Source organism: Streptomyces sp. HNM0574 (assembly GCF_012726235.1).
In the GTDB taxonomy this organism is placed as follows: domain Bacteria; phylum Actinomycetota; class Actinomycetes; order Streptomycetales; family Streptomycetaceae; genus Streptomyces.
Window position 1 is genome coordinate 64126 of record NZ_JAASAH010000019.1, and the last position, 26198, is coordinate 90323.

The following is a 26198-nucleotide window of genomic DNA, read 5'->3' on the forward strand; positions in this document are numbered from 1 at the left end:
CTCTCGGGCGGGGTTCGGCGCGTGGTCAGTGCAGCGAGGTGGCGAAGAAGTACAGGAGGAAGGGCAGCATCGCCCACATCCCGGGGTGGATCTCGCGGAACCGTCCGGCCGCCGCCTTGACCAGGATGTACGCGGTCAGACCGGCGGCGATGCCGGTGCCGAAGTTGCCCCAGAAGAGGGTGCAGGCGGGCACCAGCGCCGCGGGGACGGCGTCGGTCGGGTGCGTCATGTCGATCCTGCGCAGCCCGGCGAGCATGGACAGCCCGATGAAGATCAGCACGGGCGCGGTCGCGGCCTGCGGGATCGTCGTGGCGAGCGGGGTGAACAGCAGGAGCAGCGCGAACAGTCCGCCGGTGACGACGGAGGTGAGTCCGGTGCGCCCGCCGCTGTCGGAACCGGCGGCGGACTCCAGGTAGGTGGTGACGCTGGGGCCGCCGACGGCCGATCCGCCGATCACGCCGACCGAGTCGACCAGGAAGGGCTTGTTGACGCCGGGGAACTGCCCGTTGTCGTCGGCGAGTCCGATCCGCTGCGCGACGGCCATCACGACGCCGGTGGCGGAGAAGAACTCGGAGGCGAAGAGCGCGAACAGGTACGGCAGGTACTCCGGCTTCAGCGCACCCAGCAGGTCCACCTCGAAGGCCACCGGCGCGGGGCTGCCGGGCAACTGGACCCAGGTGTCCGGGAGTTGGGCAACGCCGAGCGGCAGCGCCACGACGGTGACCGCGGCCATGGTGATCAGCAGCGTGCCGGGGACCTTCCGCGCGGACAGCGCGGTGACCAGCACGAGCCCGGCGAGCGCCAGGAGCGCGGCGGCCGAGGTGAGGTCGCCGAGCTTCATGCCGTCGGCGTCGGCGTGGATCAGCCCGGCCGACTCGAAGCCGAGCTTCGCGATGTACAGGCCGATGGCGGGGCCGATGGCGAGCCGTACGCAGTCCGGGATGATGCGGGTGACCAGCTGCCGCACGCCGAACAGGGTCAGCAGCAGGAAGGCCACGCCGGACCAGAAGACCATGCCCATGGCCACCGGGTAGGGCACGTGTTCGTGCTGGATCAGGGTGACCGAGACCAGCGCGACGCCGCCGAGCCCGGGCGCGAGAACGAAGGGCAGGTTCGCGTACAGGCCCATGAAGAACGTGGCGAGCACGACGGTGAGGATCACGCCGGTGGTCGCCGCCGCGTGCGGCACGCCCGCGTCGGCCAGCATGCCGGGGACGACCACGACGACGTAGGCCGAGGCGAGGAACATGCTGACGCCGGCGAGGAGTTCGGTGCGCACGGAGGTGCCGCGTTCCCTCAGCCGGAACATCCGGTCCACGGCCGACGCACTTCTTGGCGCGCTCTCGGTCTCCATCGCCGCTCCTCATGAGTGCAATCGTTTGCAACAATCGTGTGCCGGAGTAGAGTACGGGCGGGCCGGGCCGGCGTAAAGAGCGGGCCCGGGGACGGATCACGGGAGAGGCGGACGGGATGGCGCGACTGGCGGACGTGGCCCGCGCGGCCGGGGTCTCGGCGGCCACCGTGTCCCGCGCGCTCAGCCGCCCGGACATGGTCTCCGAGGCCACCCGCACCCGCGTACGGGAAGCCGCCGATGAGCTCGGCTACCGGCACCACCCCGCGGCCCGCGCCCTGATCACCGGCAGGTCGGGACTGCTCGCCTTCAGCGTCCCCAGCCTCGCCAACCCGTTCTACGCGCCGGTGATCGCCGGGGCGCAGGCGGCCGCCGAGGAGGCGTCCTGCGAGCTGATCGTGGTCGTCACCGACGGCTCACCCGACCGCGAGGAGGCCCTCTTCCACCGGCTCGCCGACCGGGTGGACGGCTTCGCGGCCGCCGCGCCCCGGCTGCCCGGGCCCCGACTGGCCGCGGCCGCCGGGCGGTTGCCGCTGGTCACGGTGAACAGGCGGGTGCGCGGCGTCGGTTCGGTGGTGATCGACACCCCGGCCGGGATGGCCGAACTCGGCGCGCACCTCGCGGAGCTCGGGCACCGGCACCTCGCCTACCTCGGCGGCCCCGAGGGCTCCTGGATGGACCCGCGACGGCTGCGCGGGCTCCGCGAGGCCGTCCCCGGGTGCGAGGTCACCGCCCTCGGCCCGTACCCGCCCGAGTTCGAGGCCGGCGTGCGCGCGCTGGACGCGCTGCGGGATTCCGGCGCGAGCGCGGCCATCGCCTACAGCAGCACCCTGCTGTTCGGCGTGCTGCACGGGATGACCCTGCGCGGCCTGCGGGCACCCCGGGACCTCAGCCTGGCCTGCGCCGACGACCTCTCGGCCGCCGGCCTGGCCATGCCGGACATCACCGCGCTGCGCGTCCCGGCGGCCGACGCCGGACGGCAGGCCGTGGAACGCCTCCTCGGCCTCGTCGGCGCCCCCGCCACGGCCGCGACCCACCGCCTCCTCCCGGTGAGCCTCTCGCCCCGCGCCTCCACGGGGGCACCGCCCGGGTGACGGACTCCGGGCGTCCGCACGGGAGTTGACGCGGTCACCCCGACGGGAGGGGCGGCAGCGGGAGCGGGAGTCCGGGGAGGCCGTCGATGCTGGTGGCGACGTGCTCCTTCGCGTGGAAGTAGGCGTCCAGCGACGCGTCGGACTCGCGGGCGAAGCGCGAGCCGTGCAGGGTGCGGTCCTCGTCGTAGGTCATGAACGGGACGCCGTACCCGCAGGTGTCGCGGATCTTCTCGGCGCGTACGACGACGACGGCGCGCAGGCCGTGCCGGGTCGGGTCGATGTCCGGGAAGTGCGCCAGGAGCGCGGCCCACCGGGCGTCGTCCCGGAAGACCGGCTCGCCCCGGCCGTGCACCCGCACGATGTTGGGCGGCCCGTCGAAGGCGCACCACATCAGGGTGATGCGGCCGTTCTCGCGCAGGTGGGCGATCGTCTCGGCGTTGCTGCCCGCGAAGTCGAGGTAGGCCACGGTGTGTTCGTCGAGCACGGCGAACGAGCCGTCGAGGCCCTTGGGGGAGAGGTTGACCGTGCCCTCGCCGTCCAGCGGCGCCGTCGCGGTGAAGAAGATGTGCTGCGTCTCGATGAACGTGCGCAGCCTGCCGTCTATGCGCTCATAGCTCTTTCCCATGAGGGCGATTATGCGGCGGAGTCGACCGCTCACGCACGGGTGTCCGAGGCCCGGACGGGGCCTCAGCGCCGGATGTGTCCCAGGGTCGTGGCGGTGGCGACGGCTGCGGTGCGGGAGTCGACGTCGAGCTTGGTGTAGATGCGGGTGAGGTGGGACTTGACGGTGCCTTCGGTGAGGTGGAGGCGGGCGCCGATCTGCTGGTTGGAGAGGCCGTCGGCGACCAGGGTGAGCACCTCCGTCTCGCGCCGGGTCAGTGCCGTGCCGGGGGTGCGGAGCCGGTTCATGAGCCGGTCGGCGACGGCCGGGGCGAGGGTGGTGCGGCCGGCCGCGGCGGTGCGGACGGCGGCGGCGAGTTCCTCGGGCGGCGCGTCCTTGAGGAGGTAGCCGGTCGCCCCGGCCTCGATGGCGGGCACCGTGTCGGCGTCGCTGTCGAAGGTGGTGACCACCAGGACACGCGGGGCGCCGGGCCGCGCGGTGATGGCGGCGGTCGCCTGCGCGCCGCCCATGCCGCCGCCGAACTGGAGGTCCATCAGGACGACGTCGACGCCGCCCGCGGCGGCGCGCGCGACGGCCTCCTCGGCGGTGGCGGCCTCGGCCACGACGGTGAGCCCCGGCTCGGTCTCCAGCACGGCGCGGAGCCCGGCGCGCACCACCGGGTGGTCGTCGGCGAGCAGCAGGCGGATGTCGGGTGCGGTCATGGGCGTGCCTCGGTGTCGGGTGCGGGCGGGGCGAGGGGGATGCGCGCGGCCAGGGCGGTGCCCCGGCCGGGCGCGGATTCGATGCCGAGGGTGCCGCCGAGCGCCTGCGCGCGGGCGCGCATCGCGGGCAGGCCGAAGCCGCCGGACGCGTCCGCCGCGGGCAGGCCGTCCGGGTCGAAGCCCGCGCCGTCGTCGACGACGTCCACGGCGACGTGCTCGCCGAGGTAGCTCAGTGTCACCTCGGCGGTGCCGGCGTGCGCGTGCTGGACGGTGTTGGCCAGCGCGGACTGGGCGATGCGCAGCAGCGCGACCTCGTACGCGGTGGGCAGCGCGACGGCCTCGCCGGTGTGGTGGAAGCGGACGGTCAGCGGGTGACGGGCCGAGGTGGTGGCGCAGAGCCTCTCCAGGGCCCCGGCCAGGGTGGCGTCCTCGTCCTCCAGGGCCGGCGGGGCGAGGGCGGCGACGAAGCGGCGGGCCTCGGCGAGGTTGTCGACGGCGGCCTGCCGGGCCTGGCCGACGTGCGCGGTGGCGGCCTCGGGCCGGTCGGGCAGGGCGCGTTCGGCGGCGCGCAGCAGGAGCTGGATGCTGGTCAGGCCCTGGGCGAGGGTGTCGTGGATCTCGCGCGCGAGGCGTTCCCGTTCGGCGAGCATGCCCGCGGTGTGCTGGGCCTCGGCCAGGTCGGCGCGGGTGGCGGTCAGTTGCTCGATCAGGCGGCGCCGCTCCTCGCTCTCGCGGTACAGCGCCTGGTAGCCCCACACCACGGCCATGGCCACCCCGCCGCCGAGGAGCGGGCCTATGGCGGCGGCCGGGGTGAAGGCGCCCTGGTGCGCGGCGAAGGCGACGATGGCGGCGGCCGCGGTGACGGTGACGGCGGCCGGGGCCAGGCGGCGCGGGAGCAGGTGCAGCTGGAGGAAGTACATCGGGAACGCCACCCACACCCCGTCGGCCGAGAGGGCCAGCAGGAGCAGCCAGACGAGCCAGAGCACGGTGAGCCACCAGGCGGCGGCCCGCCGGGAGCGGCCGACGGCCGGGATCGCGGGCCCGGCCGCATAGGCCAGGCCGACCAGCCCGACGGCGGCCACCGTCCAGGCGGGGTGCGGCTGGCCGGCGCCCAGGGCACGGCCTGCGGTCAGCCCGAGCAGGCCGAGCACCAGCAGGTGCAGGCAGCGGACGAGGATCTTCGAGATGGGGGTCGGCTCGTTCACGGTCACTCCAGCCTAGGAAGCAACGGGCGCGGCGGCATCAATCGAAAGTCACAGATCGCCCGCTCACTTTCCGTCCGCGAAGTGCCGTCCTGAGCGCGATGCCCGGGCGGGGGTCCGGCGGCGACGGTGGGGACCGTACCGATTCCGCCGTATGAAAGGGCTGGCCAGGACATGTTTGTCGGCTGGAGGGACCTGCGGTTCGCCAAGGGGCGTTTCGCTCTGATGGGGACCGTGATCGTGCTGATCACGCTGTTGGTGGGGCTGTTGTCCGGGCTGACGGCCGGGCTGGGGCAGCAGAACATATCCGCCGTCACGGGGCTGCCAGCCGACCGGATCGCGTTCGCCGCGCCGGGCGGCGGCCAGGAGCTGTCGTACGCCAACTCGTCCGTCACCGAGCGGCAGTGGAAAGAGTGGGCGGCGGAGCCGGGTGTGGAGAGCGCCGAGCCGCTGGGCATCTCGACCACGAAGGCCGCCGCGGGTGACACCACCACCGGCGTCTCGGTCTTCGGCGTGCGCCCCGGGTCGGCGCTCGCGCCGGACAGCGGAAAGCTGGAGCGGGGGACGGCGGTGCTGTCGCGGCCCGCTGCGGAGGAGCTCGGGCTGCGCGCGGGCGGGACGTTCCGGCTGGCCGGGCAGGAGCTGGAGGTGGCCGCCGTCCGCGGTGATGCCTCGTTCAGTCACACCCCGGTCGTCTTCACCAGCCTGGACACCTGGCAGCGGACCGCGCCGCCGGACGGCGGGGCGGACGGTCCCACGGCCACCGTCATCGCCCTGAAGACCGGTTCCGGCACGGACGTGGCGGCGGCCGACGAGCGGGCCGGCACCAGCACCGTCACGCGGGAGGAGTCGCTGTCCGCGATCGGCTCCTACACCTCGGAGAACGGCTCGCTGCAGCTGATACGCGGCTTCCTGTTCGCCATATCGGCGCTGGTCATCGGCGCGTTCTTCACCGTGTGGACGATCCAGCGCAGCGGTGACGTGGCCGTGCTGAAGGCGCTGGGCGCCTCGACGGCGAACCTGCTGCGCGACGCCCTCGGGCAGGCCGTCGTCCTCCTCGTCGGAGGCACGCTGGCCGGGACCGCACTCGCCGCCGCGATCGGCGCGGCGCTGTCCGGCGGGCCCGTGCCCTTCCTGCTGACGCCCGCCACCGTCCTGGCACCGGCCGCCGTGATCGTGCTGCTCGGCGCGCTCGGGGCCGCCCTGTCCATCCGCCGGATCACCTCCGTCGACCCGCTGATCGCCCTGGGGAGCGCACGATGACCCTCGACCTGAACGACGTCACCCTCACCTACCCCGACGGTGACCACCGGCTCACCGCCCTGGACCGGGTCAGCCTGCGGGTCGACCGGGGCAGCCTGGCGGCCGTCGTCGGCCCCTCGGGGTCGGGCAAGTCCAGCCTGCTGGCCGTCGCCGCCACGCTCATCACGCCGGACTCGGGCACGGTCGGCATCGACGGGACGGTGACCACGGGCATGTCCAGGCGTGAGCTGACCGCGCTGCGCCGGACGAAGATCGGCATCGTCTTCCAGCAGCCGAATCTGGTGGCCTCGCTCACCGCGGCCGAGCAGCTCCAGGTCATGGCCCAGATCGACGGACGTTCCCCGGGCGGGGCGCGGCCCCGCGCCATGGAGCTGCTCGACGCCGTGGGCCTGGCAGGTCAGGCCGACCGGCGGCCGCACCAGCTCTCCGGCGGGCAGCGCCAGCGGGTGAACATCGCGCGGGCCCTGATGAACGACCCCACGGTGCTGCTGATCGACGAGCCCACCAGCGCCCTGGACCACGAGCGCGGCGCCGCCGTCCTCGGCCTGATCACCGAGCTGACCCACCGGAACGCGACCGCCACCGTCCTCGTCACCCACGACCGCACCCATCTGACCGCGGTCGACCGGATCGCCGAGGTCCATGACGGCCGCCTCACCACTCCGGTGCCGAACTGACGGGCGGGCGCGGACAGTTGGGGGGCGGGGCGCTCCCGGAGCGCCCCGCCCCCGTGCCTCAGATCAGGCGGCGGTTCTCGCGGCGGGCCTCGGCCCATTCGCGGAGGAAGCCGCGGCAGATCACGAAGAGCACGCCGGCCACGAGGGCCGGCCACATCAGGACGTACACGGTCAGCGCGAGAGTGCTCACCGGATCCCCTTTCCCTGTGCGGTGGTTGCTGTCCTCACGCCGTGCCCGCCGGCGCTTCCTCGGCCGGCCCGTCGCCGGCCGGGCGCGGTGCCGACTGCCCCGGCGGCTCCGGTGGCCGTTCCGCCGCTCCGTCGCCGTCGAAGTCGCCGGTGCGGCGGGCGATCACGGCGAAGTCGAAGTCGCGGCCGCTGCGTACGGACATCGCCCAGCAGACGACGGTGCTCACCGCGTACGCGACGAGGGAGCCGCACAGCGTCGCGTACTCGTGCAGGGTGCCGAGGGCGAACGGGGCGGCGGCCAGCGCCGCGAGGGTGCCGACGATCCGCGCGGCCCGCACGCCGAGGAAGCCGAACGTCATCAGGCCGAGGACGACGCCGATCCCGACGACCGACAGCACGTCGACGGCGATGCCGAGGAGACCGCCGGTGGGGAGCCAGCCGAAGCGCACCGGCAGGAACACCGCGAGCGCCGCGAGGACGGAGGTGGTGAAGGCCCGGCTGGTGACCTTCTCCCAGTAGAAGCTGGCCAGTACGGGGAAGACCAGCGCGCCCCAGAGGGCGCCGACGAACACCAGCAGGTCGAGGATGCTCAGCCGGAGGCTGGCGAAGGCCACGGCCGCGGCGGTGGCCACGACCATCGTGACGCGTCCGACGAGCAGCATCGTCCTGGGGTCGGCCTTCTCCTTGCCCGCGACGGTCTGGCCGTAGACGTCGGTCATCACGATCGAGGACAGTGCCGCGAGGTCGGAGTCGGCGGTGGAGGACAGCGCGCCGATGATCATGATGAAGAAGACCGCGAGCAGCACCGGCGGCAGGTAGGTGGCCGCCATCTCGGGGATGAGGTTGTTCAGGTCGCCGCCCGTCGGCTCGAACCCGAGGTAGAGGGCGAGCACGCCGATCATGCCGACGCCGATCACCATGGCGCCGTAGCCGAGGGTCGCGGTGACGAAGGTCGGCTTGATGAGGCTCTGTTTCACCGCGAACAGCCGTTGCGCGATGGTCTGGTTGCCGATGGCGTAGGCCAGTACGGCGGCGATGTAGGGAGCGCCCTGGTTCATGAAGGCGTCGCTGGAGAAGAAGTCGCCCTGCTGCGGGGTCAGTTCACCGGCACCGGTCTCGAATGCCGCGGGGAATCCGGCGGCGAGGAAAATCACCGGCACGATGACGACCACCGCGCCGAGCATTGCGACGACCTGGACGAAATCCGTGAGCACGGAGGCGCGGAATCCGGACCAGAGGGTGTAGAGCAGCACTCCCCCGGCCACCGCGAAAACGCCCTGGGTGAAGGTGAACGGCGAGAGCAGCGAGATCAGTACGCCGCCCGCGAGGAAATTCGACATCAGGCTGATCAGGCTGCCGACGAGGTTGGAGCCCGCGAGCAGCAGCTGACTGGAGCGTCCGTGCCGGGCGTACATGACCTCGGCCAGGGTGTGTGCCCGTGGCGCGACGGCGCGGATGCGCTTGCCGAAGGGGTAGATGAACAGAATCATCAGGGCGCCCCAGAGCCCGTAGTGAATGGGCCCCGAAATGCCGTAGGTGTAACCGGATGTCGCCGAGGCGTACATCGAGGAGGCCCAGATCCAGGTGGCCGTCATGCTGGCGGCGGATATGCCGAATCCGATGTTGTTGCCGCCGGTCATGTATCCGTCGGCGTTCTCCTCCTTCCTGCCGATCCGGGCCGAGAGCAGGAAGGTCCCTCCGTAGAAGAGGACCAGCAGGCCGATGAGTACCGCTGCGCTGAATTGAGCCGATTCCGTTCCGCTCACACGCACCACCTCCACACGCGTCGGGGAGCCCGGTGGCCGGCGGCGCACCCGGCAACCCCGGCATGCGGCCGGGCGCCTGCGGAGCACCCGCTCCTGGGAAGGCAGGGCCGGGCTCCGGCCCGGGGCGGCGTCGGAGGCGCCGGCCCCGGAGTCGTTCACAGCAAGGCAGGCCCTTTGAGCCCGCAAACAACCGGCACCTTAGCAAGCTCTTTACGCACTCTTGACGCTCCGCCAACGCGGGCCCCACGCACGGCCGTTACACCCGGTTCGGCACGCTTCACCAGGAATGCTCACGGATTCCGCGCCCGCAATGCCCGTATCGCACCGGCCGCACTGTCCACATCCACCCGCTTCTTCACAAGTAGCATCCGCGACGTCAACGGCTCGGCAGGTAACAAGGATCACCAACGGCGGGGGCTGGAGGGCGCGTCAGCGGGCGGCGTCCTCCGGTGGTTCGGGCGTCCACGCGTCCTGGATGGCGCGGTGGAGGTCGAGGAAGAGGCCGCGGGCGGCCGTCTCCCGCTCGGCGAGCGGGCAGTGCTCGCGGTAGGCGGCGAGGAAGCGCCGCTCCGCGGCCGGCGCGTCCTCCGGTGTCGCGCCCGCAGTCAGGAAGAGCTGCCAGCTGACGACGTCGTGCAGGAGCGGACCGCGGCTCGGGGTGCCCCAGTCGATCAGCGCGAGCGGACCGGGGCCGCGCAGGATCTCGGGAGCCGGGTCGCCGTAGAGCACGCCCTCGGTGAACGTGGTGCGGGACAGCGCCTTCAGCGCCTTGCGCAGGGCGGCGCCGCGGCGCCTGCCGAGGCGCCGGGCCTCGCCCCGGTAGTGGTCGAGGAGGTGCCCGGCGGGCCGCGGCACCTCCGGCAGGGTCGTGAGCAACCGGTGCACCCGGCCGAGGAGTTCACCGGCCTCCCCGGCGGCCGCCCCGTCGGAGGGCTCCAGCGGCGCACCGGGGACGAAGGTGTGCAGGGCCAGCGTCCAGGGGCGGCCCCGGTGGCGGACGACGGGGCGGTACAGACTGCCGTCCGGGGCGGGGACGGGTGCGCCGGTGGGGACGCCGGCCCGGTCGAGCACGGAGGCGATGCGCAGCCCCGGTGCGACGTAGGCCGGTTCGTCGAAGGTCAGCTTCGCGACGTAAGGACCGTCCCCCGTCTCCACCCGCCACACCCGCGAACGGTCGCCGAGAACGGTCAGTTCGGCCGCGACGCGCGGCCTGGTGAGCTGCCACGGGCCGAGCAGCTCGGGCAGGCGGTCCTCCCGACTCGGGTTCATGCGGGGGCGGTTCCTCTCTTCCCGGTGAAGGTCACGGTCGCGCCCAGGGGCCGCCGGGGCGGCGCATTCGACGCCACGGCCTGCGGGACCCGCGCCCGGTCAGTGCGGTGTACGCGTGCTCCAGGCCCGCCGTGCGGCCGTGGCCCGTCTCGACGTAGCGCTGCCCCGTCGCGGCGCACGCCTCGCGCAGCGCGGCGCTCCGTCCGCTGATCCACTCGGCGGTCCGGCGGTAGGTGGCCTCGTCGGCCCCCTCCAGCCACTCCGGGGAGATCCGCAGGCCGTCGGCCGTCATCGCCGTGTCACCGAGGAAGACGGCGGTCACCGGGAGCCCCGACTCCCGTGCCGCCAGGACAACTTCGGGCGTGACGACGTCGCCCTCGACCACGTAGGGCTCCTCCTCCCCCAGCCCGTCCGCGGCCGCGCGCAGGAACTCCAGCAGGAACGGACGGGCCGACTCCGCCTTCCCGGCATGCGTCCCGTGCCGCACCCCCAGCTCCGGAGCGGCCTGCGCCGGCATCGACACCCACACATCCGTCGGACACCCCGGAACCCCGTCCCGCTCCAGCAGCATCCCGGCCAGGGTGCTCTTCCCCACCCGCGGCGGCCCACCGATCGCCCAGATCACCCCCTGGACGCTAGGGCGGGGGCACGGCGCGGGGCAACGCGATATTCGGGGAGCGGGGTGTCATACGTGCGACCGGCCCCGGTCGTGTAGTCGGTGTCGGTACCCAACTCACGGGGAGGAACGGAGACATGACACTCAGCATGCGCCGCAAGGCAGCCGCTGCCCTGCTGGGCTTCGCCACCGTCGGGGCACTCGGCGCGGCCGCCGCACCGGCCGGAGCCAGTGTGCCCACGTCCGCCACCGCACAGCAGCCGCCGTCGTCACCGCGGACGCTCGACGCGGCCACGAAGGCACGCATCCAGGAACAGTGCCCGCCCGGCAACGTGTGCTTCTGGGAGACCCGCTACTTCGGCGGCGCATTCCGCGCGTACCCGGACCCCTGGGCCGGCGGGATCTGCGAAGCCACGCCGATCCGGGCGGGGTCGGTCTACAACCGCGACGACCAGACGTGGAACTTCTACAAGGCGCCGGGCGACGACTGCTCGAACGAGGCCCTCAAGTTCAGCCTCGCGCCTGAACAGTGGAAGAACGGCGTCGAGTTGATGGACCCGGTCACGGCCTGGAACTGACCCGCGGCACGGCCCGGAGGAGCCGGCCCCGGGTCGCACCCGGCGGCCGGTGACTCCCCGCCGGGCTCACCGTCAGCCCTGCTCCCCCACAAGCTGCCCCCCGATCAGCTCCCGTGCGAGCCCCGCCGTGGTGAGCAGGGAGGTGCGGGGGATGCCGAGGTTGGCCTGGACGGAGAGGCCGTGGACGACGGACTGGAGGAGGCCGGTGAGGGCGGCGGTGTCCGTGCCGGGGGTGAGGTCGCCGTCGCGGGCGGCCCGGTCGGCGCGTGCGCGGAGGGCCCGTTCGTTCCAGCCGTGGAGTTCGGCGTAGTAGGCGGTGGTGTCGAGGGTGCGGGTGCTGTCCGTCATCGCGGCGCTGCTGAGGAGGCATCCCGGGTGCGTGTCGGCGGGCATGGTGAACTCGTGGACGGAGTCGGTGAGAAGGCGTTCGGCGACGGTGCCGAAGTCCGGTTCGGCGACGGCCCGGCGGTAGATCTCCCGGTAGCGCTCGGCGTAGGTGCGCACCGCCTCCTCGAACAGTCCGGCCTTGCTGCCGAAGGCGGCGTACAGGCTGGAGGTCGAGAGCCCGAGGGCCGCGGTGAGGTCGCGGGTCGACGTGCCGGAGTAGCCGCGCCGCCAGAAGAGGCGGGCGGCGTCGAGGATCGCGCGGTCGCGGTCGAAGGCTCGTGGTCGTCCACGGGTCGGCTGGGACACCCTTGCATTGTAGAACGGGTGCTCCATAATGGCTTTATGGAGCGAGCGATACAGAAAACGCTGCCGGTCGGTGACGGCAGCTGGGTCACGGTCGACGTGTACGGGGACCCGGGGGCGCCGGGACTCGTCGTCGTCCCGGGCGCGATGAGCGACGCGCAGGAGTGGCGGCAGGTCGCGTCCGCCGTCGCCGCCTGGCCGTCCGTCGCGGTCGTCAACCGCCGGGGCCGCGCCCCCTCGGGGCCGCTGACTCCCGGGTACGCGCTGCGCACGGAGGTCGAGGATCTCGGTGTCGTGCTCGACGAGTTCGAGGGCACGCGGGCGCTGTTCGGCTGGAGCTACGGCGGCCTGATCGCGCTCCTGGCGGCCGACGGGCGCCCGGTGCCGCACGTGATCGCCTACGAGCCGGTGATGCGGCCGTTCGGCGCCCACGTACTGCCGGACCTGCGAGCCGCCGAGGAGGCCGCGGACCGGGACGCCACCGTCGAGACGGTGCTGCGGAAGCTGGCCGGTCTCGGCGCGGAGGACGTCGAGGCACTCCGCGCCGACCGTCCCGGCTGGGCGGCGCTGCGGCACGTGAGCAGGGCCTCGTACGCCGAGCTCGCCGCGATCAACTCGGCCTCGCTTCCCGGGGAGTTGGCGCGCCGGGCACAACGGGTCGATCTCGTCGTCGGCGGGCGCAACCAGGGAACGGCCCCCTACGGGACCTCGTTCGACGACGTCCGGGAACACGTCCCCCGCGCCGGCACGCACGTGCTCCCCGGCCAGGGGCACCTGGCCCACGCGGAGGAGCCGGACGCGCTCGCCCGGCTGCTCGACGGCCTCGCGGGGGCGCCGCTGGATGACGCCGGCTGACGGCCCGCCCTAGAGTGCGGCGGATGGACGATCGGGGTGAGCGGAAGCCGGGCGGGCCCGACGGGGTGGGGTGCGTGCCGAGTCATGTGGCGGGGCGGGCGCGGGAGTTCACCGATCCGCTGTGGCGGGTGCGGGTCGCGCTGCGGCCGGTGGAGGCGGAGCTGCTGCGCACCGCGCCGCTGCGCCGTCTGCACTCCGTCGCGCACGCCGGGGCCTCGGCGCTCACCACCCTCCAGACGTACTCCCGGCTGGAGCACACCCTCGGCGTGCTCGCGCTCGTCGCGCACTTCCGGCCGGAGGACGAACCGCTGCGCGCCGCCGCCCTGTTGCACGACATCGGACATCTGCCGCTGAGCCACAGCGCCGAGGGCGTCGCCGGGTTGGACCATCACGCCCTCGGCGCGCGGCTGCTGCGGAGCGATCCCGTCCGCCCCGTCCTGGAGCGGCACGGGATCGGGGCCGAGCACGTCGCGGCGCTGCTCGCCGGTGACCCGCCCTCACCGCTCACCCGCCGCTCGGGCCTGCTCAACCTCGACCACCTCGACTCCTATGTCCGCAGCGGACGTTCGGCCGGGCAGCTCGACGAGGACCCGGCCCGCCTGCTGGCCCGCCTCCGCCTCGCGGACGACGCGGTCTCCACGGACCGCGCGACGGCCGCCACGCTCGTCTCGCTGGTCGGCGCGGAGGCCCGGCTGCACACCTCCTGGGACAACGTGGCCCCGGTCTCCGTCGTACGCCATCTCGTCGGCCGTCTCCTGGAGAGCGCCCCGCTCTCCCCCGCCGCGCTCGCCCGCATGACGGACGCCGAACTGTGGTCGGCCCTCGCCGCCTGCCCCGCCACCCGCGCCGAAACCGCCCGGCTCCACCACGAGCCCCACCGCCTGCACGTCACCACCGCCCACGCCCCCGCCACGGCCCGCCCCTTCGCCCTCCGCAAGATCTACCGCTCGGCCCCGCTCGTGCACGGACGGCCGCTTGCCTCCTCGGCACCCGAACTGGCCCGAGAGCTGGACGGGTTGGGCGCCCTGCCGACGGAGTTCCGGGTGTGGTGGGACTGAGGTTTCCCTCCCGGGCCAGTACCGTCGGAGCATGGGCCACGACGGCGTCCTGCTGACCGAACAGCTCGCCTGCTACCGGGCCGCGGCGGCCGAGTACGACCGGCCCTACACCGAACGTGCGGACCTGCGGCGGCTGTTGGCGCGCGCCGGTGAGCTCCCGGTCCGGGGCGAGGTGCTGGAGCTCGCCTGCGGGACGGGGCGGTGGACGCCGGTGCTCGCCGCGCTCGGCGACTGTGTGACGGCCGTCGACGCGGCGGCCGAACCGCTGGAGCTCGCGCGGGTGCGCGTCACCTCGCCCACGGTCCGCTTCGTGCAGGCCGACCTGTTCACCTGGCGACCCGAACGCCGGTACGACACCGTCTTCTTCGCCTTCTGGCTCTCCCACGTGCCCCCGTCGCGGCTCCCCGCCTTCTGGGACACCGTCGCCGCCGCACTCGCCCCGCACGGCCGCGCGGTCTTCGTCGACGACGGCCCCGCGCAAGCAGCGCACGAGGACGTCCTCCCGGACCGGACGGCCCCCACCGTGCTCCGCCGCCTCGACGACGGCAGCCGGCACCGCGTCGTGAAGGTGTTCCACGACCCGGCGAAGCTCACCGCGGACCTCGCGGCGCTGGGCTGGACGGCACACATCCGCCCGGCCGAGGGGAACTACCTCGTCGGCACCGCCATGCGGGAGGCGGACGCCTGTCACCCCGTGGTCAGCAGCGGGCCAGCATCTTCCTGAGGGCCGCCTTCTCGGACTCGGTGACCGTCAGCTCGTACTGGTGCTTCACGTCGATCCAGTCGGAGGCGTAGCGGCACCAGTACGACTTCAGCGGCGGCCGCCACTGGTCCGGTGCCTTGTCGCTCTTCTCCTGGTTGACGTTGTCGGTGACCGCGAGGAGCTGCTTGCCCTTCAGGTCGTTGGCGAACGTGCGGCGTTCCTCGTCGGTCCACTCGTCGGCGCCGCTGATCCACGAGTGCGCGAGCGGGACCACGTGGTCGATGTCGACATCCGAGGGGTCGGTCCACTTCTCGCCGTCGTACGGGCTGGTCCAACTGCCGCGCTCCGGATAGCAGTCCGAGCCGGTCTCCACCCCGTCGCCGTCGCGCTTGAGCACGGCCTCGCGGGTGTCGCAGCCGTCGCCCTGGCTGATCCAGTGCGGGTACTTGTCGCGGTCGTACCCGTCCATCGAGCCGCGCGGCGCGACGGTCAGCCCGTCCAGCCGCTTCCCCGGGTCACCGGCCGGCTCCGAACCACCGGGCGCGGCCGGGGACTCGCCGCTGCTCCCGCCGCCCGGTCCCGTACCGCAGGCGGTCGCTCCCGCCAGCAGGACGGCACAGGCCAGGACGGTCAGACGTGCACGACGCATGGGACCCCCGAAACGGACGCGGTGAACGGGCGTGAGGTACTTACCCGCCCGCGCTCGCACACATCCGGACGACGGGAGTCCGGTCACGCCCGGTCCCATCCGGTCGGGTGCGGTCTCAGCCGGACTCGTGGGGAGAACACACCGGGCACCCGGCGGCGGTTCAGGCGTCGGCCTCGGCCGGGGGCGCGCCGGCGGACAGGTAGAAGCCGAGGGAGTTGTTGGTGGCGTGGATCAAGTGCTCCTCACCCGCGCCCCATTCGGCGAGGGCCGCGGCCCAGCCGAGGACGCTGGCACGCTTCACGGCCGTCGCCTCGGCCGAGGTCTGCCAGGTCTCCGGGTCGGTGACGGGCTCGCCGCGCAGATGCAGGGTGAGGCCGAGCAGGATCAGGTCCCAGCCGACGCCCGCGGCCGCGGGCCCGAAGTCGTCCCAGTTCTCGGGGTCGTGGGTGGCGAGGTGGTCCAGCGTGACCTGCGTGCCGCCGTCCGCCGCCGGGGCGAGCCGGACGGTCAGTTCGCTGGTGACGGCCTGCTCGCCGTACAGCCAGGTGAGCCGGATCAGCCGGCCGTCCCCGTCCGGGCCGCAGGCCAGCACGGTGCCGTGCGCGTTGCCCTCGACGGCGAAGTCTCCGCCCTCCCGCAGCTCCCCCGCGACGGGGGCGAGCCACGCGGCGAGCTCCTCCGGCTCGGCGCAGGCCCGTAGCACCCGCTCCACCGGGGCGGCCACCTCCGCCCGCACCGTCAGCCGCCGGCCCTCCTCGCCGTCCCCGACCGCACAGCTCACGACCTCCCGGCCGATCCGCTCCATCACATCCAGCACACGCCCACCCCCACACTCACCACAATCCGGCCGACCACCCTACCGACCTGTGGGAGGGGTGGTCGGGGGCGTCCTCGCCGCACGGCTCGGTGCCTAGACGTTGTCGAGGATGCGGGCGCGCCGCTCCCGGTACTCCGCGTCCGTGATCGCGCCTGCGGCGCGCAGCTGGTCGAGAGTGTTCAGCCGCTCCGCGATGTCACCGCCGGTGACCGGACTCGCCGGTGTCTCCGGGGACTTGGCCGCAGCGCCTCCCTGCGCGATCACCATGCGTAGCCGGTCGGACAGCGCCTTGCCGTCCGCCTTCGGCACACCGGTGATGTCCGCCTTGTTGCCCGACGCGAAAACGGTCAGGGTTCCGGTGACCGGCCCGCTGTGCCACTGCACGGAGGAAATCCTGGAATACGGGAAGTCCTCCAACCGCTGCGACATCACACCGTGCTTGAGGAAGATCAGCCGCCGGTCGGTCATGGCCAACAGCCCCACGCCGGCCCCGTACGCGCCCGTGGCGAGCAGCTCGACGTCCTCCCCTTCCCAGAGCACTTCGGGGAGGTGCGTGATCTCGCGTTTCGCGCCGATCGTCTGGCTCAGGCGTTCAGCAGCCGCGTCGATGTCGGGACGCACATGGATCCTGGCCATCAGAGCACCTCGCAACCTTGGCCCGGCCCGCGGTCACGAGCCCCGTACGGGGCGGCAGCCCGGAGACCAGGGACACCGCCATCTTCGCCCCTCGCCCGTGGGAACGCAGCTCCGCCCGGGACACCGGCTGCCTCACCCCCCGAAACCCCCGTCGAACCCGGCAGGTGGGCGGAGGTAGCGGGCCGGGGTGGTGCCGACGTGGCGGGTGAAGTGGCGGGTGAGGTGGGACTGGTCGTGGAAGCCGACGGTGGTGGCGACCTCGGCGGGGCGGTGGCCGTCGAGGAGGAGGCGGCGGGCCCGGCCGATGCGCCGGCCGGTGAGGTAGGTGTGCGGTGGCAGGCCGTAGGCGCGGGTGAAGCAGCGGATCAGGTGGGTGGGGTGGGCGTGGAGGGTGCTCGCGGCCTCGCGCAGGGAGATGCCGGTGCGGATACGTGAGTCGAGCAGCTCCCGCAGCTCGGCGGCGAGCCGGCCCGCCTCCCGGCCCGGTGCGCGGGGCCGGAGCGCGGCGAGGTGGGTGTGGAGCCGTTCGCGGATGAAGGCGAGGCGGGACTCGGCCTCGAGACCGTCACCGGGATGAGCGAGGGCGGCGTGCAGCTGGTGGATGCGGCGGCGCAGCGGCCCGTCGTCGAGGACCGGGGCCTCCACGGCGCGGCCGGCCAGCCGCTCCGGGAGCACGGTGTCGTCGAGATAGAGGTTGCGTTTGCGGAAGCCGGACGGGGTGACGGTCCGGCCGTCGTGCGGGACGCCCGGTGGCAGCAGGAGGACGGCGGTGGTGCCGGTCGCTCCGTGACGTCTGCGGTCGAGTGCGAAGTCGACGGTGCCGCCGTCGAGGATCATCAGGTCCCAGGTGTCGTGGGTGTGGGCCGGGTACGCGTGGTCGGTGAAGTGCGCGTGGAAGACCTCGGCGATGCCGGGGACCGGTGGTCTCCAGGCGCTGACGGACGTGCGGGGCCGGTCTGCGGTCGCCATGCGAGGAACGTACAAGACCGGCGGAGTCCGGCCGCGGCAGGCTCGTGGTGCCGGGCGGGGAGCCGGAAGGGTGCTTCCTCGCCGGCCTGAGAAAGGGGCGAACCCGTATGTCCGAGTCCGTTGTTCCGGTCAATCTCGCCGAGCGGCTGTCGCGGTTCGACGAGCTGTGGTCGCAGAAGACGGTGGCCGCGCTGAACGACTACGAGGTCAAACTGGCCAAGCTGAAGGGGGAGTTCGTCTGGCACACCCACGAGGACACCGACGAGCTGTTCCTCGTCCTCGACGGGCGGCTGACCATCCGGCTCAGGGATGCCGATGTGGTGCTGGAGACCGGTGAGCTGTTCGTGGTTCCGCGCGGGGTCGAGCACTGTCCGGTGGCGGACGAGGAGACCTCGGTCCTGCTGTTCGAACCGGCGGGGACGCTCAACACCGGTGACGCGGGAGGCCCGTTGACGAAGGCGGCCGAAATCCTCGGCTGACGGGCGGGCGCCGGCCTCCCGGGCCAGCGGGTCCGGGGGTCGGTGCCGAAGCCCGCCGTGCCGGCGCCTTACGCCGTCGTGCGGCCGGGACTTCGGCAGTGCGGTGGTGAGCCCCTCACGTCCCCGTCAGGGTCGTGCGGAGGTGTTCGGTGTCCGGCTTGCCGGCCGAGGTGAGGGGGAGGTCGGGCAGGAGGTGGAGGGTTTCGGGGGCGTAGAGGGGGCCCTGGCGGGCGGTGACGAAGGGGCGGAGGTCTTCGAGGGTGGGGTGGTGGCCGGGAGTGGGGACGACGGCGGCGTGGACGTGTTCGGTCTCGTCGGTGTCCCGTACGCCGAAGACGGCGCACTGGGCGACGGACGGGTGGGCCAGGAGGAGTTCCTCCACCTCGGTGGGGTGGACGTGGCCGCCCACGACGACGATGACGTTGCGGCGCCGGCCGACTACGAAGAGGTAGCCGTCGGCGTCGAGGTAGCCGAGGTCGCCGGTGCGCAGCCAGCCGTCGCGCAGGACCTGGGCGGTGAGTTCGGGCTGTTTCCAGTAGCCGGGCATGACGACCGGTGAGCGCACCTCGATCTCGCCCTCCTCGCCGGGCGGGAGGGTCCGGCCGGCCTCGTCGCGGACGGCGACCTCCAGCCAGGGCAGCGGGCGGCCGACGGTGACGCGGCCGTCGTGCCCGGTGACGGAGTGCTCGTGCGGGGCCGCCTCGGAGATCGCGGGCACCTCGCTCTGCGCGTACCAGCCGTACAGGATCGGGCCGAAGACCTCGGCGGCCTGGCGGAGCCGGGCGGCGGAGGCGGGTGAGCCGCCGTAGGTGATGCGGGTGAGGCTGCTCAGGTCCGTGGACGCGAGTGCGGGGTGGTCGAGGAGCCGGTGGAGCAGGGGCGGCAGGAGCCAGATGTGGGTGACGCGTTCGCGGGCGACGGCGGCGAGCACCTCGCCGGGGTCGAAGGTGAGCTGGAGGACGACGGAGCCGCCGCGCAGCAGGGCCTTGTCGGTGAGGAAACCGGAGAGGCGGGCGAGCGGGGTGCAGGCGAGGTAGCGCGGCGGGTCGCCCGCCTCGGCGACGGGGATGGCGACGCCGCGGCTGTAGGGGCCGTGGACGGTGCGGATTCCCTTGGGGATTCCGGTGGTTCCGCCGGTGTGCTGGATGCCGAGGTCGTCCTCGGGGCCGACGGGGGACGGGAACGGGACGGGCTCGCGCCGGCCGGCCGCGGCGACGACGTCCTCGCCGAAGCGGCCGGAGCCGAGGCCGAGCACGGCGGGCCCGTCGAGCAGCGGCAGGAGTTCCGCCGCCGTCCCGTGCCGGGTGGGGTCGACGAGGACGAGGGTGGTCTCGACGCTCTCGGCGATGCGGGCGAGCACGGCGGGCGCCATGCCCTCGTAGAGGTGGACGACGCGGGCGCCCGCGTGGTGCGCGGCGTAGCGGGCGGTCAGCGCCTCGGGGGTGTTGCCGGTGAGCAGGCAGACGGTGGTGCCGGGGCCGAAGCCGCGGGCGGCGAGTTCGGCGGCGAGCCGGTGGGTGCGTGCGCACAGCTCGCCGCCGGTGAGCCGCCGTCCGTCGGCGGCGGTGACGACGGGCCGGTCCGGTGCGGCGGCGAGCGCGTCGAGCAGGGTCTGGGTGTAGGGGACGAACGCGGGCGTGGGGCCGTCGGTCATGCGAGTGCGCTCCTTGGCACCGTGCTGCGGGCGCGGGCCCCGGCACCGCCGGGGCCGGCACGGACGGGGTCAGCGTAACGGGCGGTGGCCGGCGGGTGGTTCAGTCCGAGCCGTCCCGGGCCCCGCTGCCGTCCTCGGGGCACGGGTAGGTGTCGTCTCCCTGGGTCCACTCCCGTCCCGCGTCGATGTTGTTGCCGGACTTGCCGCACATCAGGACGACGGACGAGGTGTCGCCCTCGTGGTGGAGGACGGTCAGCAGCTTGTTCTCGGGGCGGGGTGCGCGCTCGGGGAAGTCGACGGCGCCGCTCGCCCCTTCCATCCCGAAGGTGCCGTTGGCGACGTACTGGTGCACGTTCCGGCGGTCCAGCTCGACGCCCGTCGCGTGGGCCTCGCTCGCGGCCTCGGCGAAGACGTGGACCGCGTCGCGGGAGAGCGCGGCGTGCCCGTCGTTGACCCACAGGTCGTCCTCGCGGAACTCCTCGGCGTACCGCTTGTTGTACGCCTGGGCCGTGGAGTTCCGGTCCGGGTGGCCGACCGGGAGGGTGTGCGCGGTGTGGAAGAGGTGGAGCCACGGGTACTCGGCGTAGCCGCCGCTCAGGGCCGTGTTGGTGAGTTCGTTGCCGCCCATGACGCTGAGGTCCTGGTTGGCGCAGTCGCCGATCCGGTACTCGTCGAGGAAGGCCTTGAACTCCCGGGAGCGGGACGTCCAGTACACCAGGGTGCGGTCGTTCCTGCTGACCCGGTCGCAGACGGCGTTCGCCAGCCCCTGGATGTCCCAGACCCGTTCGAGGCCCGGCTCGCCCGCGGTCCCGCCGGCGCGGTCGCCCGGCGTGAAGCCGATCCTGGCCCCGGAGCCGGTGAACGGCTTCTGCCGCAGGAACTCCTTGCCGAGTTCGTTGCTGTAGACGTCGGCGGGGTCGGTGACGACGGCGACGTCCGTGGCGGGTGCGCAGGTGCGCCCGCCGGTGCGGACGGTGTTGGCGTGCTGGAGGAAGGAGGCGGTCACCTCGGCCTCGCGGGCGTTGTTGGGCGCCATGCCGTGGTAGCCGAGGCCGATCTCCAGCGCGTTCGCCGAGGCGGAGGTGGTGACGACGGGGATCCGGGCCCGGTCGAGGATCTTCAGCGCCTCCAGCGTCTCGGTGCGGCTCTCGGTGAACCCGGTGACCCCGATCAGCCGCTCCCGGTCCGCCTCCCGCGCGATCTTCCGTGCGGCCTCCTCGGCGTCCCGGTACTCGACGCCCGCCTCGTACATCCTGATCCGGACCCAGATCCCGTGGTCGTCCCTGGAGGCCCGTTCGTTGAGTTCCTTCAACGCGATGGCCACGCCGCGCAGTTCGGGTATCGAGCCGCCGGAGCGCACCTCGTGCTCGTTGCCCGGGGGCCTGGAGTGGATCAGGCCGAGGGTGACGGTGCGCTCCTTCTCGCCCTTGCGTTCGGCGTACGCGCTGCGTTCGCGGATCAGGTCGAGCGCCTGCTCGTGCTGCTCCTGGAGGTCCCCGGCGCGGCCGCCGCCCTGCCGCACCCGGGTGCCGTCGATGCAGCGGTCGTCGTCCTCGTGCAGCGGTCCCGGGCCGACGAACGGCAGGAACGAGAGGGTGCCCAGCAGCCAGAGTGCGGCCAGCAGCGCGGCGCCCTCCAGGAACAGTTCGGTGGCGGGGCGCATGCGGAGCAACGGCCGCCACACGGAGCGCACTTCCATGGTCGAGGCGACGGGCGGCGGCAGCGTCACCGCGAAGGTGCCGGCGGCCTCGCGGCGGTCGGTCCGCAGCCGCCGGGCCGCCGCCGACAGGCCCTCGGGGCCCGGCTCGGTGCCGGGTTCGGGCGGGAGCGCGGCGACGACGACGGTGGCGGGGTTGGGGCACTCGCGGTGCCGTTCGTCGTAGAGCGCGAGGAAGGCGGTGACCACGTCGGCGCCCGGCCCGCCGCCGTCGAGCAGCAGCACGCTCCGGGGACGGCGGCGGCGCCGGCCCGGGTGCAGAACTCCCTGGCGGGCGTAGCCGTTGAGGTCGATCATGAGCGCGGTGAGGACCAGCGCGTCCCAGGCGTCCGGGCCCTGCCCGCGGGTCCCGGCGAAGCTGCGGACGGCGGCCCGGCAGGTGCGTTCCCCCTCGTGGTCCTCGGGCCACAGCGTCCGGTAGCGGCGGAGGCGGGAGAGCCGGAACGTCCAGCGCCACTCCCACAGGTGGCGCGGAATCCTGCGGGCCAGCTGGACGAGCGGGGCGAGCGGGACGGTGAGGATGCCGGCGCTGACGGTCCCGCCCTCCGCGTTCCCGCCCGGCGTCCCGCTCTCGGCGCCGGGCCTGATCCGCGCGTGGACCTCGGCGGGGAGCGGGGGTTCGCCGTCGTCGGCGCGGGCGGCGCTGTGGGTCACGAGGTCGTAGGCGGGCAGCCGCAGTCTGCCCATCTCCTGCGGTCCCTTGGCGCGCAGCTGTGCGGCGATCTCGGCGAGCAGTTCCTCGCGCGTGGCGGGCGGTGCGGGGACGAAGGCGTGCGGGACGCAGGAGACGACGCCGCGCGTCTTGGAGTACCGCAACAGGCCCTCGCGCAGGGCCGCCAGGGCCTGCGCCCCGTGTTCCGGCCGGGTGCGCAGCGCGACGGGAGGGTGCTTGGGCACCCGCTTGGCGCTCCGGCGTCTGGTCCGCACCGCCGAGCGGAACGCCTCGACGAAGTCCGTGCGGTGGCTCCATCCGGGAAATTCCTGCACCACTGCCTCCCCGTGTGCGCGGGCCGGGCCTCGCGCGGTCAACTGCCGTTCGTGCGGCACCAGTTGCGGACGTCACCATAGGTCCCGGCGCCCGGCCCCGGGAGGGGCTTCCCCGAACCGGTACCGCCCCCTCGCGCGGAGGACGGCGTTCCGCCCCGCTTCACCGCGCCGGGCCGCCGGGCGCCCTCACGGCCTGGGCCCGATCCCGGTGCCGAAGCCGGGGCGGGGGCCGGTGGCTGGGGCGTCCGGAGCGGTGGTTCCGGCGGGCGGCCCGGTGGTTCCGGCGTCCGGCCCGTCCTCCTCGTCGAGGAAGTCCTCGGGGGTCAGGCCCTCCAGGCCGCGCAGGGTCTCCTCCATGACCTCCGCGTATCCGGAGCTGGACGCGATCTCGCCGAAGGTGTAGATGCCCTGCTCGACGGCCTCGCCGATCTCGCGGGCCTCGGCGCGTCCGCTGTCGCGCAGGCGGGCCGCCAGCTGAGCGAGGATCCGGTCGGTCTCTTCGTCGTGTCGCACGGGTGGTGCCTCGTTCCGTCGGGGGTGGACGCGGGGTTCAGCGGCTCTGGTACTCGGCCAGCACCGGCGGTACGGAGTCGGCGGCCTTGAGCTCGGTGAACTCCCGACTGACGCTCTCCAGCCCGGAGTTGGCCGCCTGCACCGCGGCCTGGAACTCGGACGTGCGCGCGGCGATCCAGTCGACCTTCTCGCCGAGCAGCCGCGCCGACGCCTTGGACGCGCCGCTCAGCAGCGCCTTCACCAGGCCGATGCCGGTGGCGATGTCGATGACGGCGGAGATGGCGGGCGCGAGGTCCTGGTACGTCTGGTGCGCCGCGGCGGCGGCCTCCTCGTACAGGTCGGCGGCGTCCTCCAGGGGCTGCACCATGCCGTCCTGGATCTCCTTGGCGGCGTTGTGCACGGCGAGGTTGCAGGCCATGTACGCGTTGCCGTCCCAGACCGCCTCCAGCTGGTCGACGTGCGCGACCAGATTGGTGACGACGGCGCGGAGGCCGTCCGCGAGGTTCCGCAGCGCCTTGGAGATCAGGACGAACTGGTCCCAGTCCCCCGCGATCGGCCGCCCGATCAGCTCCAGCGGGTCGTGGCCGGTCACGAACTCGACGACGTACCGGACGTAGAAGGTGAAGCTGAAGTAGTCGAGCACGCCCGGGGGTTGCTGGACGCCCTCGATGCCGTCGCCGCCGACGGAGACGGGGGTGTAGTGGCCGTCCGGCTGCTCGGGCGGGGCGAAGGGCTGTCCCCGGCGGCCGGTGGCGGGCTCGCTCCCCCAGAGTTCGCTGTCGGATCTGCGCAGGTCGGCGACCATCCGGGCGTCGGCGCGGTAGAACTCCTCCAGCGTGCGCAAGGTGGCCTCCTCGGCCGCCTCGTTGGTCTCGTAGAGCCGGAAGGTGGCGTCGAAGTTCTCGCTCAGGGTGGTCGCGAAATAGGTGCGCAGTTCGCCGAGCCGGTCGTCGACGGCGGTCCGTACGGCCTCGTGTCCGCCCGACAGGCGGTTGATGATGCCTTCCTCGGCGAACGTGAGGGACATGTAGCCGTCGATGTACGAGCGGCCCTGCTGGGTGTCGCCGCCCAGGTTGTCCAGCGCGGGCAGGATCTTCCGTGCCTCGCTCTGGTCGAACTCGATGTCGTTTCCCATGCGGCCCACTCTCCGGACCCCACACCGCAGCGGCCACCGTCTGGGAGATCACGGGACATCCCGGCTGTGACCTGCGGGGAATCCGGTCCCGGTGGGACGTCATGGGACGTGGGTGACGGGCCCGGGCGGGCGGGCCCCGGCCGTGTGGTCAGGCGTCGGCGGGGCGGCCCATGAAGCCGCGGTCGGCCAGTGCGGGCAGGCCGCGGCGGTCCCTGGTGGTCTCGTCGAAGTCGTCCAGGAAACCGTGCAGGGTGTCCGCGAGCCGGTCCATCGAGTCCACCGAGAACAGGACCGGCTGATAGCCGTTGACCTGGTAGGGCAGGCGCGCCATCTCCGCGAGGTCGAACTCCCTGATCTGCGCGCGGGACAGCCGGCCGAGCTCCCCGTACGAGGAGAGCAGCGCGGCCCCGTACGCGCGCGGTTCGCCGTCCTCCAGGGCGACGCCGTACTCGAGGGTGAACCAGTAGACGCGGCTGATCAGGTCCAGGGCGTCGGCCGAGTCCACGCGGGAGGCGGCCCGGCCCACGGTGCGGTACAGGTCGGCGAAGAACGGGTCCGAGAGGTGGATGCCGTGCCCGAACACGTCGTGCAGGACGTCCGGTTCGGGGGTGTAGAGCGGCATCGCGGGGTGGCGTACGTACTGCACCGCGTGGAAGCGGCCGTCGGCCATCGAGCCGAGGAAGCGCTTGTTGGGCACGATGCCGCCGGCGAGGGTGAAGCGGAATCCGGTCAGGCGCTCCAGCCGGTCGGAGACGTCCTCGTGCTGGGGTACGCCGTCGGCGGGGACGGGTGCGTCGGCGCGGGCCCGGAGGATCTCCCGGCAGGCGAAGCGGTCCTGCGGCTGCCGCAGCGCGCGGTGCACGGTGCGCCAGGTGGCGTGCTCGTCCTCGGTGTAGGTGACCGTGGGCGAGGGGTCGCCGACGGCGTGGCCCTCGGCCCGCGCGGCGATCTCGTCGCGGCGGCGGACGTAGTCCCGGTCGGCGAACCCCGGGTGCTCCCCGGAGTGCCCGAACCGGGTGCTGCCGGGGTCCAGCGGGGTCAGGCTCATCCAATCGATCATGTGCCGATCCTGGCCTTCCCCTCCCCGGCCCGCCCGGCTGCCGCGCCCGCCTCCACCCGGACGGTCACCGCGATTCCGGCATGCGGCACGGCTCCTCGCACGGGCGGCGTACGGTCGCGTATCCCGGTGCCGGGGCGCGGCGTTGGACGGCCGTGATCCGTACACTCGCCGCCCGCCGCCTCCGCTTCCTCCGCCGTCTCCCGGGTGCGCCGCCGGGGCCGTGGGCCCGGCTGCTCTGCGCGCTGGTGGCGGTGGCCCTGGTGGGGGCCGCGGCGCCGCCGGGGGACGTGTCGGGGCTGTTCGGCGCGGAGGTCCGGCGGATGCCGACCGAACGGCGGGTGGTCGCGCTGACGTTCAACGCGGCCTGGGACGCCGAGGACGTGCCGGAGGTCCTGCGGACGCTCCGGCAGCGGAAGGCACCGGCCACCTTCTTCCTGACCGGGCAGTTCGCCGAGCGGCACCCCCGCGCGGCGCGGGCGATGGCCGCCGAGCACGGCATCGGCAACCACTCCCACAGCCATCCGCACTTCGACGGCCTCTCCCGGGCGGAGACCAGGGAGCAGGTGCTGCGCGCGGACCGGGCGATCCGCCGGGCCACGGGCACCCGGCCGCTGCCGTTCTTCCGTTTCCCCTTCAGCGCCATCACGCCGCGCGGCATCGCCCGCGTCAACGCACTGGGCTTCGCGGACATCGAGTTCACCGCCGACACCAACGGCTATCTGGGGACCGAGGGCGGCATGACCGTCGACAAGGCCGTCCGCCGGGCCCTGGACGCGCTCACCCCGGGCGAGATCGTGCAGCTGCACGTCGGCACCAGCGACCAGGGGGTGCGCGGACTCGACGCCCGCGCACTCCCCCGGATCATCGACGCCGTACGGGACCGCGGCTACCGGATCGCCGACCTGGGCGACCTCGCCCGGGGCAAGGCCGCGCGCTGACGTACCCGGC

At 73.5% G+C, this 26198-nt stretch carries 27 protein-coding genes; 9 read left to right on the forward strand and 18 right to left on the reverse strand.

Annotated elements, in window-relative coordinates:
* Positions 1-25 precede the first annotated feature (25 nt).
* Positions 26-1354 carry an NCS2 family permease gene (locus HCC30_RS25120; protein WP_169445057.1) on the reverse strand — a complete coding sequence of 443 codons (1329 nt, stop codon included), beginning with the start codon at positions 1352-1354 and terminating at the stop codon, positions 26-28.
* A gap of 116 nt (positions 1355-1470) precedes the next feature.
* On the opposite strand from HCC30_RS25120, the gene HCC30_RS25125 reads away from it, so the two are divergent.
* Positions 1471-2445 (forward strand): LacI family DNA-binding transcriptional regulator, encoded by a 975-nt coding sequence (locus HCC30_RS25125; protein WP_169445058.1) that lies wholly within the window; start codon positions 1471-1473, stop codon positions 2443-2445.
* A gap of 34 nt (positions 2446-2479) precedes the next feature.
* On the opposite strand, the gene HCC30_RS25130 is transcribed toward HCC30_RS25125, so the two are convergent.
* The 3 genes from HCC30_RS25130 to HCC30_RS25140 form a co-directional block, all read right to left on the reverse strand.
* Complete coding sequence (locus HCC30_RS25130; RefSeq protein ID WP_169445059.1) at positions 2480-3070, reverse strand: pyridoxamine 5'-phosphate oxidase family protein; 591 nt, start codon at positions 3068-3070, stop codon at positions 2480-2482.
* A gap of 62 nt (positions 3071-3132) precedes the next feature.
* Complete coding sequence (locus HCC30_RS25135; protein ID WP_169445060.1) at positions 3133-3768, reverse strand: response regulator transcription factor; 636 nt, start codon at positions 3766-3768, stop codon at positions 3133-3135.
* Complete coding sequence (locus HCC30_RS25140) at positions 3765-4973, reverse strand: sensor histidine kinase (RefSeq protein ID WP_169445061.1); 1209 nt, start codon at positions 4971-4973, stop codon at positions 3765-3767. Before HCC30_RS25140 ends, HCC30_RS25135 begins: the two co-directional genes overlap by 4 nt.
* Before the next feature lie 171 nt (positions 4974-5144).
* Here HCC30_RS25140 and HCC30_RS25145 point away from each other — a divergent pair, with 171 nt between their 5' ends.
* Both HCC30_RS25145 and HCC30_RS25150 read left to right on the forward strand, forming a co-directional pair.
* The gene (locus HCC30_RS25145; RefSeq protein WP_169445062.1) at positions 5145-6233 is read left to right on the forward strand and encodes an ABC transporter permease; all 1089 of its coding nucleotides are present in this window, start codon (positions 5145-5147) and stop codon (positions 6231-6233) included.
* Positions 6230-6910, forward strand: coding sequence for an ABC transporter ATP-binding protein (locus tag HCC30_RS25150; RefSeq protein WP_169445063.1), 681 nt, complete (start codon positions 6230-6232; stop codon positions 6908-6910). Before HCC30_RS25145 ends, HCC30_RS25150 begins: the two co-directional genes overlap by 4 nt.
* A 58-nt stretch (positions 6911-6968) precedes the next feature.
* Here HCC30_RS25150 and HCC30_RS28845 read toward each other — a convergent pair whose 3' ends face one another.
* From HCC30_RS28845 to HCC30_RS25165, 4 genes are all read right to left on the reverse strand, one after another.
* On the reverse strand, positions 6969-7100 hold the full coding sequence (locus tag HCC30_RS28845) for a putative transporter small subunit (RefSeq protein ID WP_346776797.1): 132 nt from the start codon (positions 7098-7100) through the stop codon (positions 6969-6971).
* A gap of 34 nt (positions 7101-7134) precedes the next feature.
* Complete coding sequence (locus HCC30_RS25155; protein ID WP_169445064.1) at positions 7135-8865, reverse strand: sodium:solute symporter family protein; 1731 nt, start codon at positions 8863-8865, stop codon at positions 7135-7137.
* Between the two features lie 429 nt (positions 8866-9294).
* Positions 9295-10134 carry a phosphotransferase gene (locus HCC30_RS25160; protein WP_169445065.1) on the reverse strand — a complete coding sequence of 280 codons (840 nt, stop codon included), beginning with the start codon at positions 10132-10134 and terminating at the stop codon, positions 9295-9297.
* Positions 10135-10165: 31 nt separating this feature from the next.
* Complete coding sequence (locus HCC30_RS25165) at positions 10166-10759, reverse strand: hypothetical protein (RefSeq protein ID WP_169445066.1); 594 nt, start codon at positions 10757-10759, stop codon at positions 10166-10168.
* 128 nt (positions 10760-10887) lie between these two features.
* On the opposite strand from HCC30_RS25165, the gene HCC30_RS25170 reads away from it, so the two are divergent.
* Positions 10888-11328 carry a peptidase inhibitor family I36 protein gene (locus tag HCC30_RS25170; protein ID WP_169445067.1) on the forward strand — a complete coding sequence of 147 codons (441 nt, stop codon included), beginning with the start codon at positions 10888-10890 and terminating at the stop codon, positions 11326-11328.
* Positions 11329-11400: 72 nt separating this feature from the next.
* On the opposite strand, the gene HCC30_RS25175 is transcribed toward HCC30_RS25170, so the two are convergent.
* The gene (locus HCC30_RS25175; protein ID WP_169445068.1) at positions 11401-12021 is read right to left on the reverse strand and encodes a TetR/AcrR family transcriptional regulator; all 621 of its coding nucleotides are present in this window, start codon (positions 12019-12021) and stop codon (positions 11401-11403) included.
* Positions 12022-12057: 36 nt separating this feature from the next.
* Between HCC30_RS25175 and HCC30_RS25180 the strand changes: the two genes are divergently transcribed.
* From HCC30_RS25180 to HCC30_RS25190, 3 genes are read left to right on the forward strand one after another with little or no spacing between them, the layout of a single operon-like run.
* Positions 12058-12873 (forward strand): alpha/beta hydrolase, encoded by an 816-nt coding sequence (locus HCC30_RS25180; protein ID WP_169445069.1) that lies wholly within the window; start codon positions 12058-12060, stop codon positions 12871-12873.
* A 23-nt stretch (positions 12874-12896) separates the two neighbouring features.
* Entirely contained in the window at positions 12897-13931 is a 1035-nt protein-coding gene (locus tag HCC30_RS25185; protein ID WP_169445070.1) for an HD domain-containing protein, read from the forward strand.
* Between the two features lie 31 nt (positions 13932-13962).
* Positions 13963-14655: a class I SAM-dependent methyltransferase gene (locus HCC30_RS25190; RefSeq protein ID WP_169445071.1), complete on the forward strand. Its 693-nt coding sequence runs from the start codon at positions 13963-13965 to the stop codon at positions 14653-14655.
* On the opposite strand, the gene HCC30_RS25195 is transcribed toward HCC30_RS25190, so the two are convergent.
* From HCC30_RS25195 to HCC30_RS25210, 4 genes are all read right to left on the reverse strand, one after another.
* Positions 14630-15283: an HNH endonuclease family protein gene (locus HCC30_RS25195; RefSeq protein WP_169445072.1), complete on the reverse strand. Its 654-nt coding sequence runs from the start codon at positions 15281-15283 to the stop codon at positions 14630-14632. The two genes, HCC30_RS25190 and HCC30_RS25195, sit on opposite strands and share 26 nt — an antisense overlap.
* A 160-nt stretch (positions 15284-15443) precedes the next feature.
* A complete protein-coding gene (locus HCC30_RS25200) occupies positions 15444-16100 on the reverse strand; it encodes an SRPBCC domain-containing protein (RefSeq protein ID WP_169445073.1) in 657 nt (218 codons plus the stop codon).
* Positions 16101-16193: 93 nt separating this feature from the next.
* Positions 16194-16736: a PH domain-containing protein gene (locus HCC30_RS25205; protein ID WP_169445074.1), complete on the reverse strand. Its 543-nt coding sequence runs from the start codon at positions 16734-16736 to the stop codon at positions 16194-16196.
* Between the two features lie 132 nt (positions 16737-16868).
* A complete protein-coding gene (locus tag HCC30_RS25210) occupies positions 16869-17705 on the reverse strand; it encodes an AraC family transcriptional regulator (RefSeq protein ID WP_169445075.1) in 837 nt (278 codons plus the stop codon).
* A 107-nt stretch (positions 17706-17812) separates the two neighbouring features.
* Here HCC30_RS25210 and HCC30_RS25215 point away from each other — a divergent pair, with 107 nt between their 5' ends.
* Positions 17813-18184, forward strand: a complete 372-nt coding sequence (locus HCC30_RS25215; protein ID WP_169445076.1) for a cupin domain-containing protein — start codon at positions 17813-17815, stop codon at positions 18182-18184.
* Between the two features lie 115 nt (positions 18185-18299).
* Here HCC30_RS25215 and HCC30_RS25220 read toward each other — a convergent pair whose 3' ends face one another.
* The 5 genes from HCC30_RS25220 to HCC30_RS25240 form a co-directional block, all read right to left on the reverse strand.
* Positions 18300-19838, reverse strand: coding sequence for an AMP-binding protein (locus tag HCC30_RS25220; protein WP_169445077.1), 1539 nt, complete (start codon positions 19836-19838; stop codon positions 18300-18302).
* Between the two features lie 100 nt (positions 19839-19938).
* On the reverse strand, positions 19939-22542 hold the full coding sequence (locus HCC30_RS25225; RefSeq protein ID WP_169445078.1) for a hypothetical protein: 2604 nt from the start codon (positions 22540-22542) through the stop codon (positions 19939-19941).
* Between the two features lie 186 nt (positions 22543-22728).
* On the reverse strand, positions 22729-23055 hold the full coding sequence (locus HCC30_RS25230) for a hypothetical protein (RefSeq protein ID WP_169445079.1): 327 nt from the start codon (positions 23053-23055) through the stop codon (positions 22729-22731).
* Positions 23056-23092: 37 nt separating this feature from the next.
* Positions 23093-24190 carry a hypothetical protein gene (locus tag HCC30_RS25235; protein ID WP_169445080.1) on the reverse strand — a complete coding sequence of 366 codons (1098 nt, stop codon included), beginning with the start codon at positions 24188-24190 and terminating at the stop codon, positions 23093-23095.
* Positions 24191-24338: 148 nt separating this feature from the next.
* Positions 24339-25250: a phenylalanine 4-monooxygenase gene (locus tag HCC30_RS25240; protein WP_240979869.1), complete on the reverse strand. Its 912-nt coding sequence runs from the start codon at positions 25248-25250 to the stop codon at positions 24339-24341.
* A gap of 152 nt (positions 25251-25402) precedes the next feature.
* Here HCC30_RS25240 and HCC30_RS25245 point away from each other — a divergent pair, with 152 nt between their 5' ends.
* Entirely contained in the window at positions 25403-26188 is a 786-nt protein-coding gene (locus HCC30_RS25245) for a polysaccharide deacetylase family protein (RefSeq protein WP_346776798.1), read from the forward strand.
* Positions 26189-26198 lie beyond the last annotated feature (10 nt).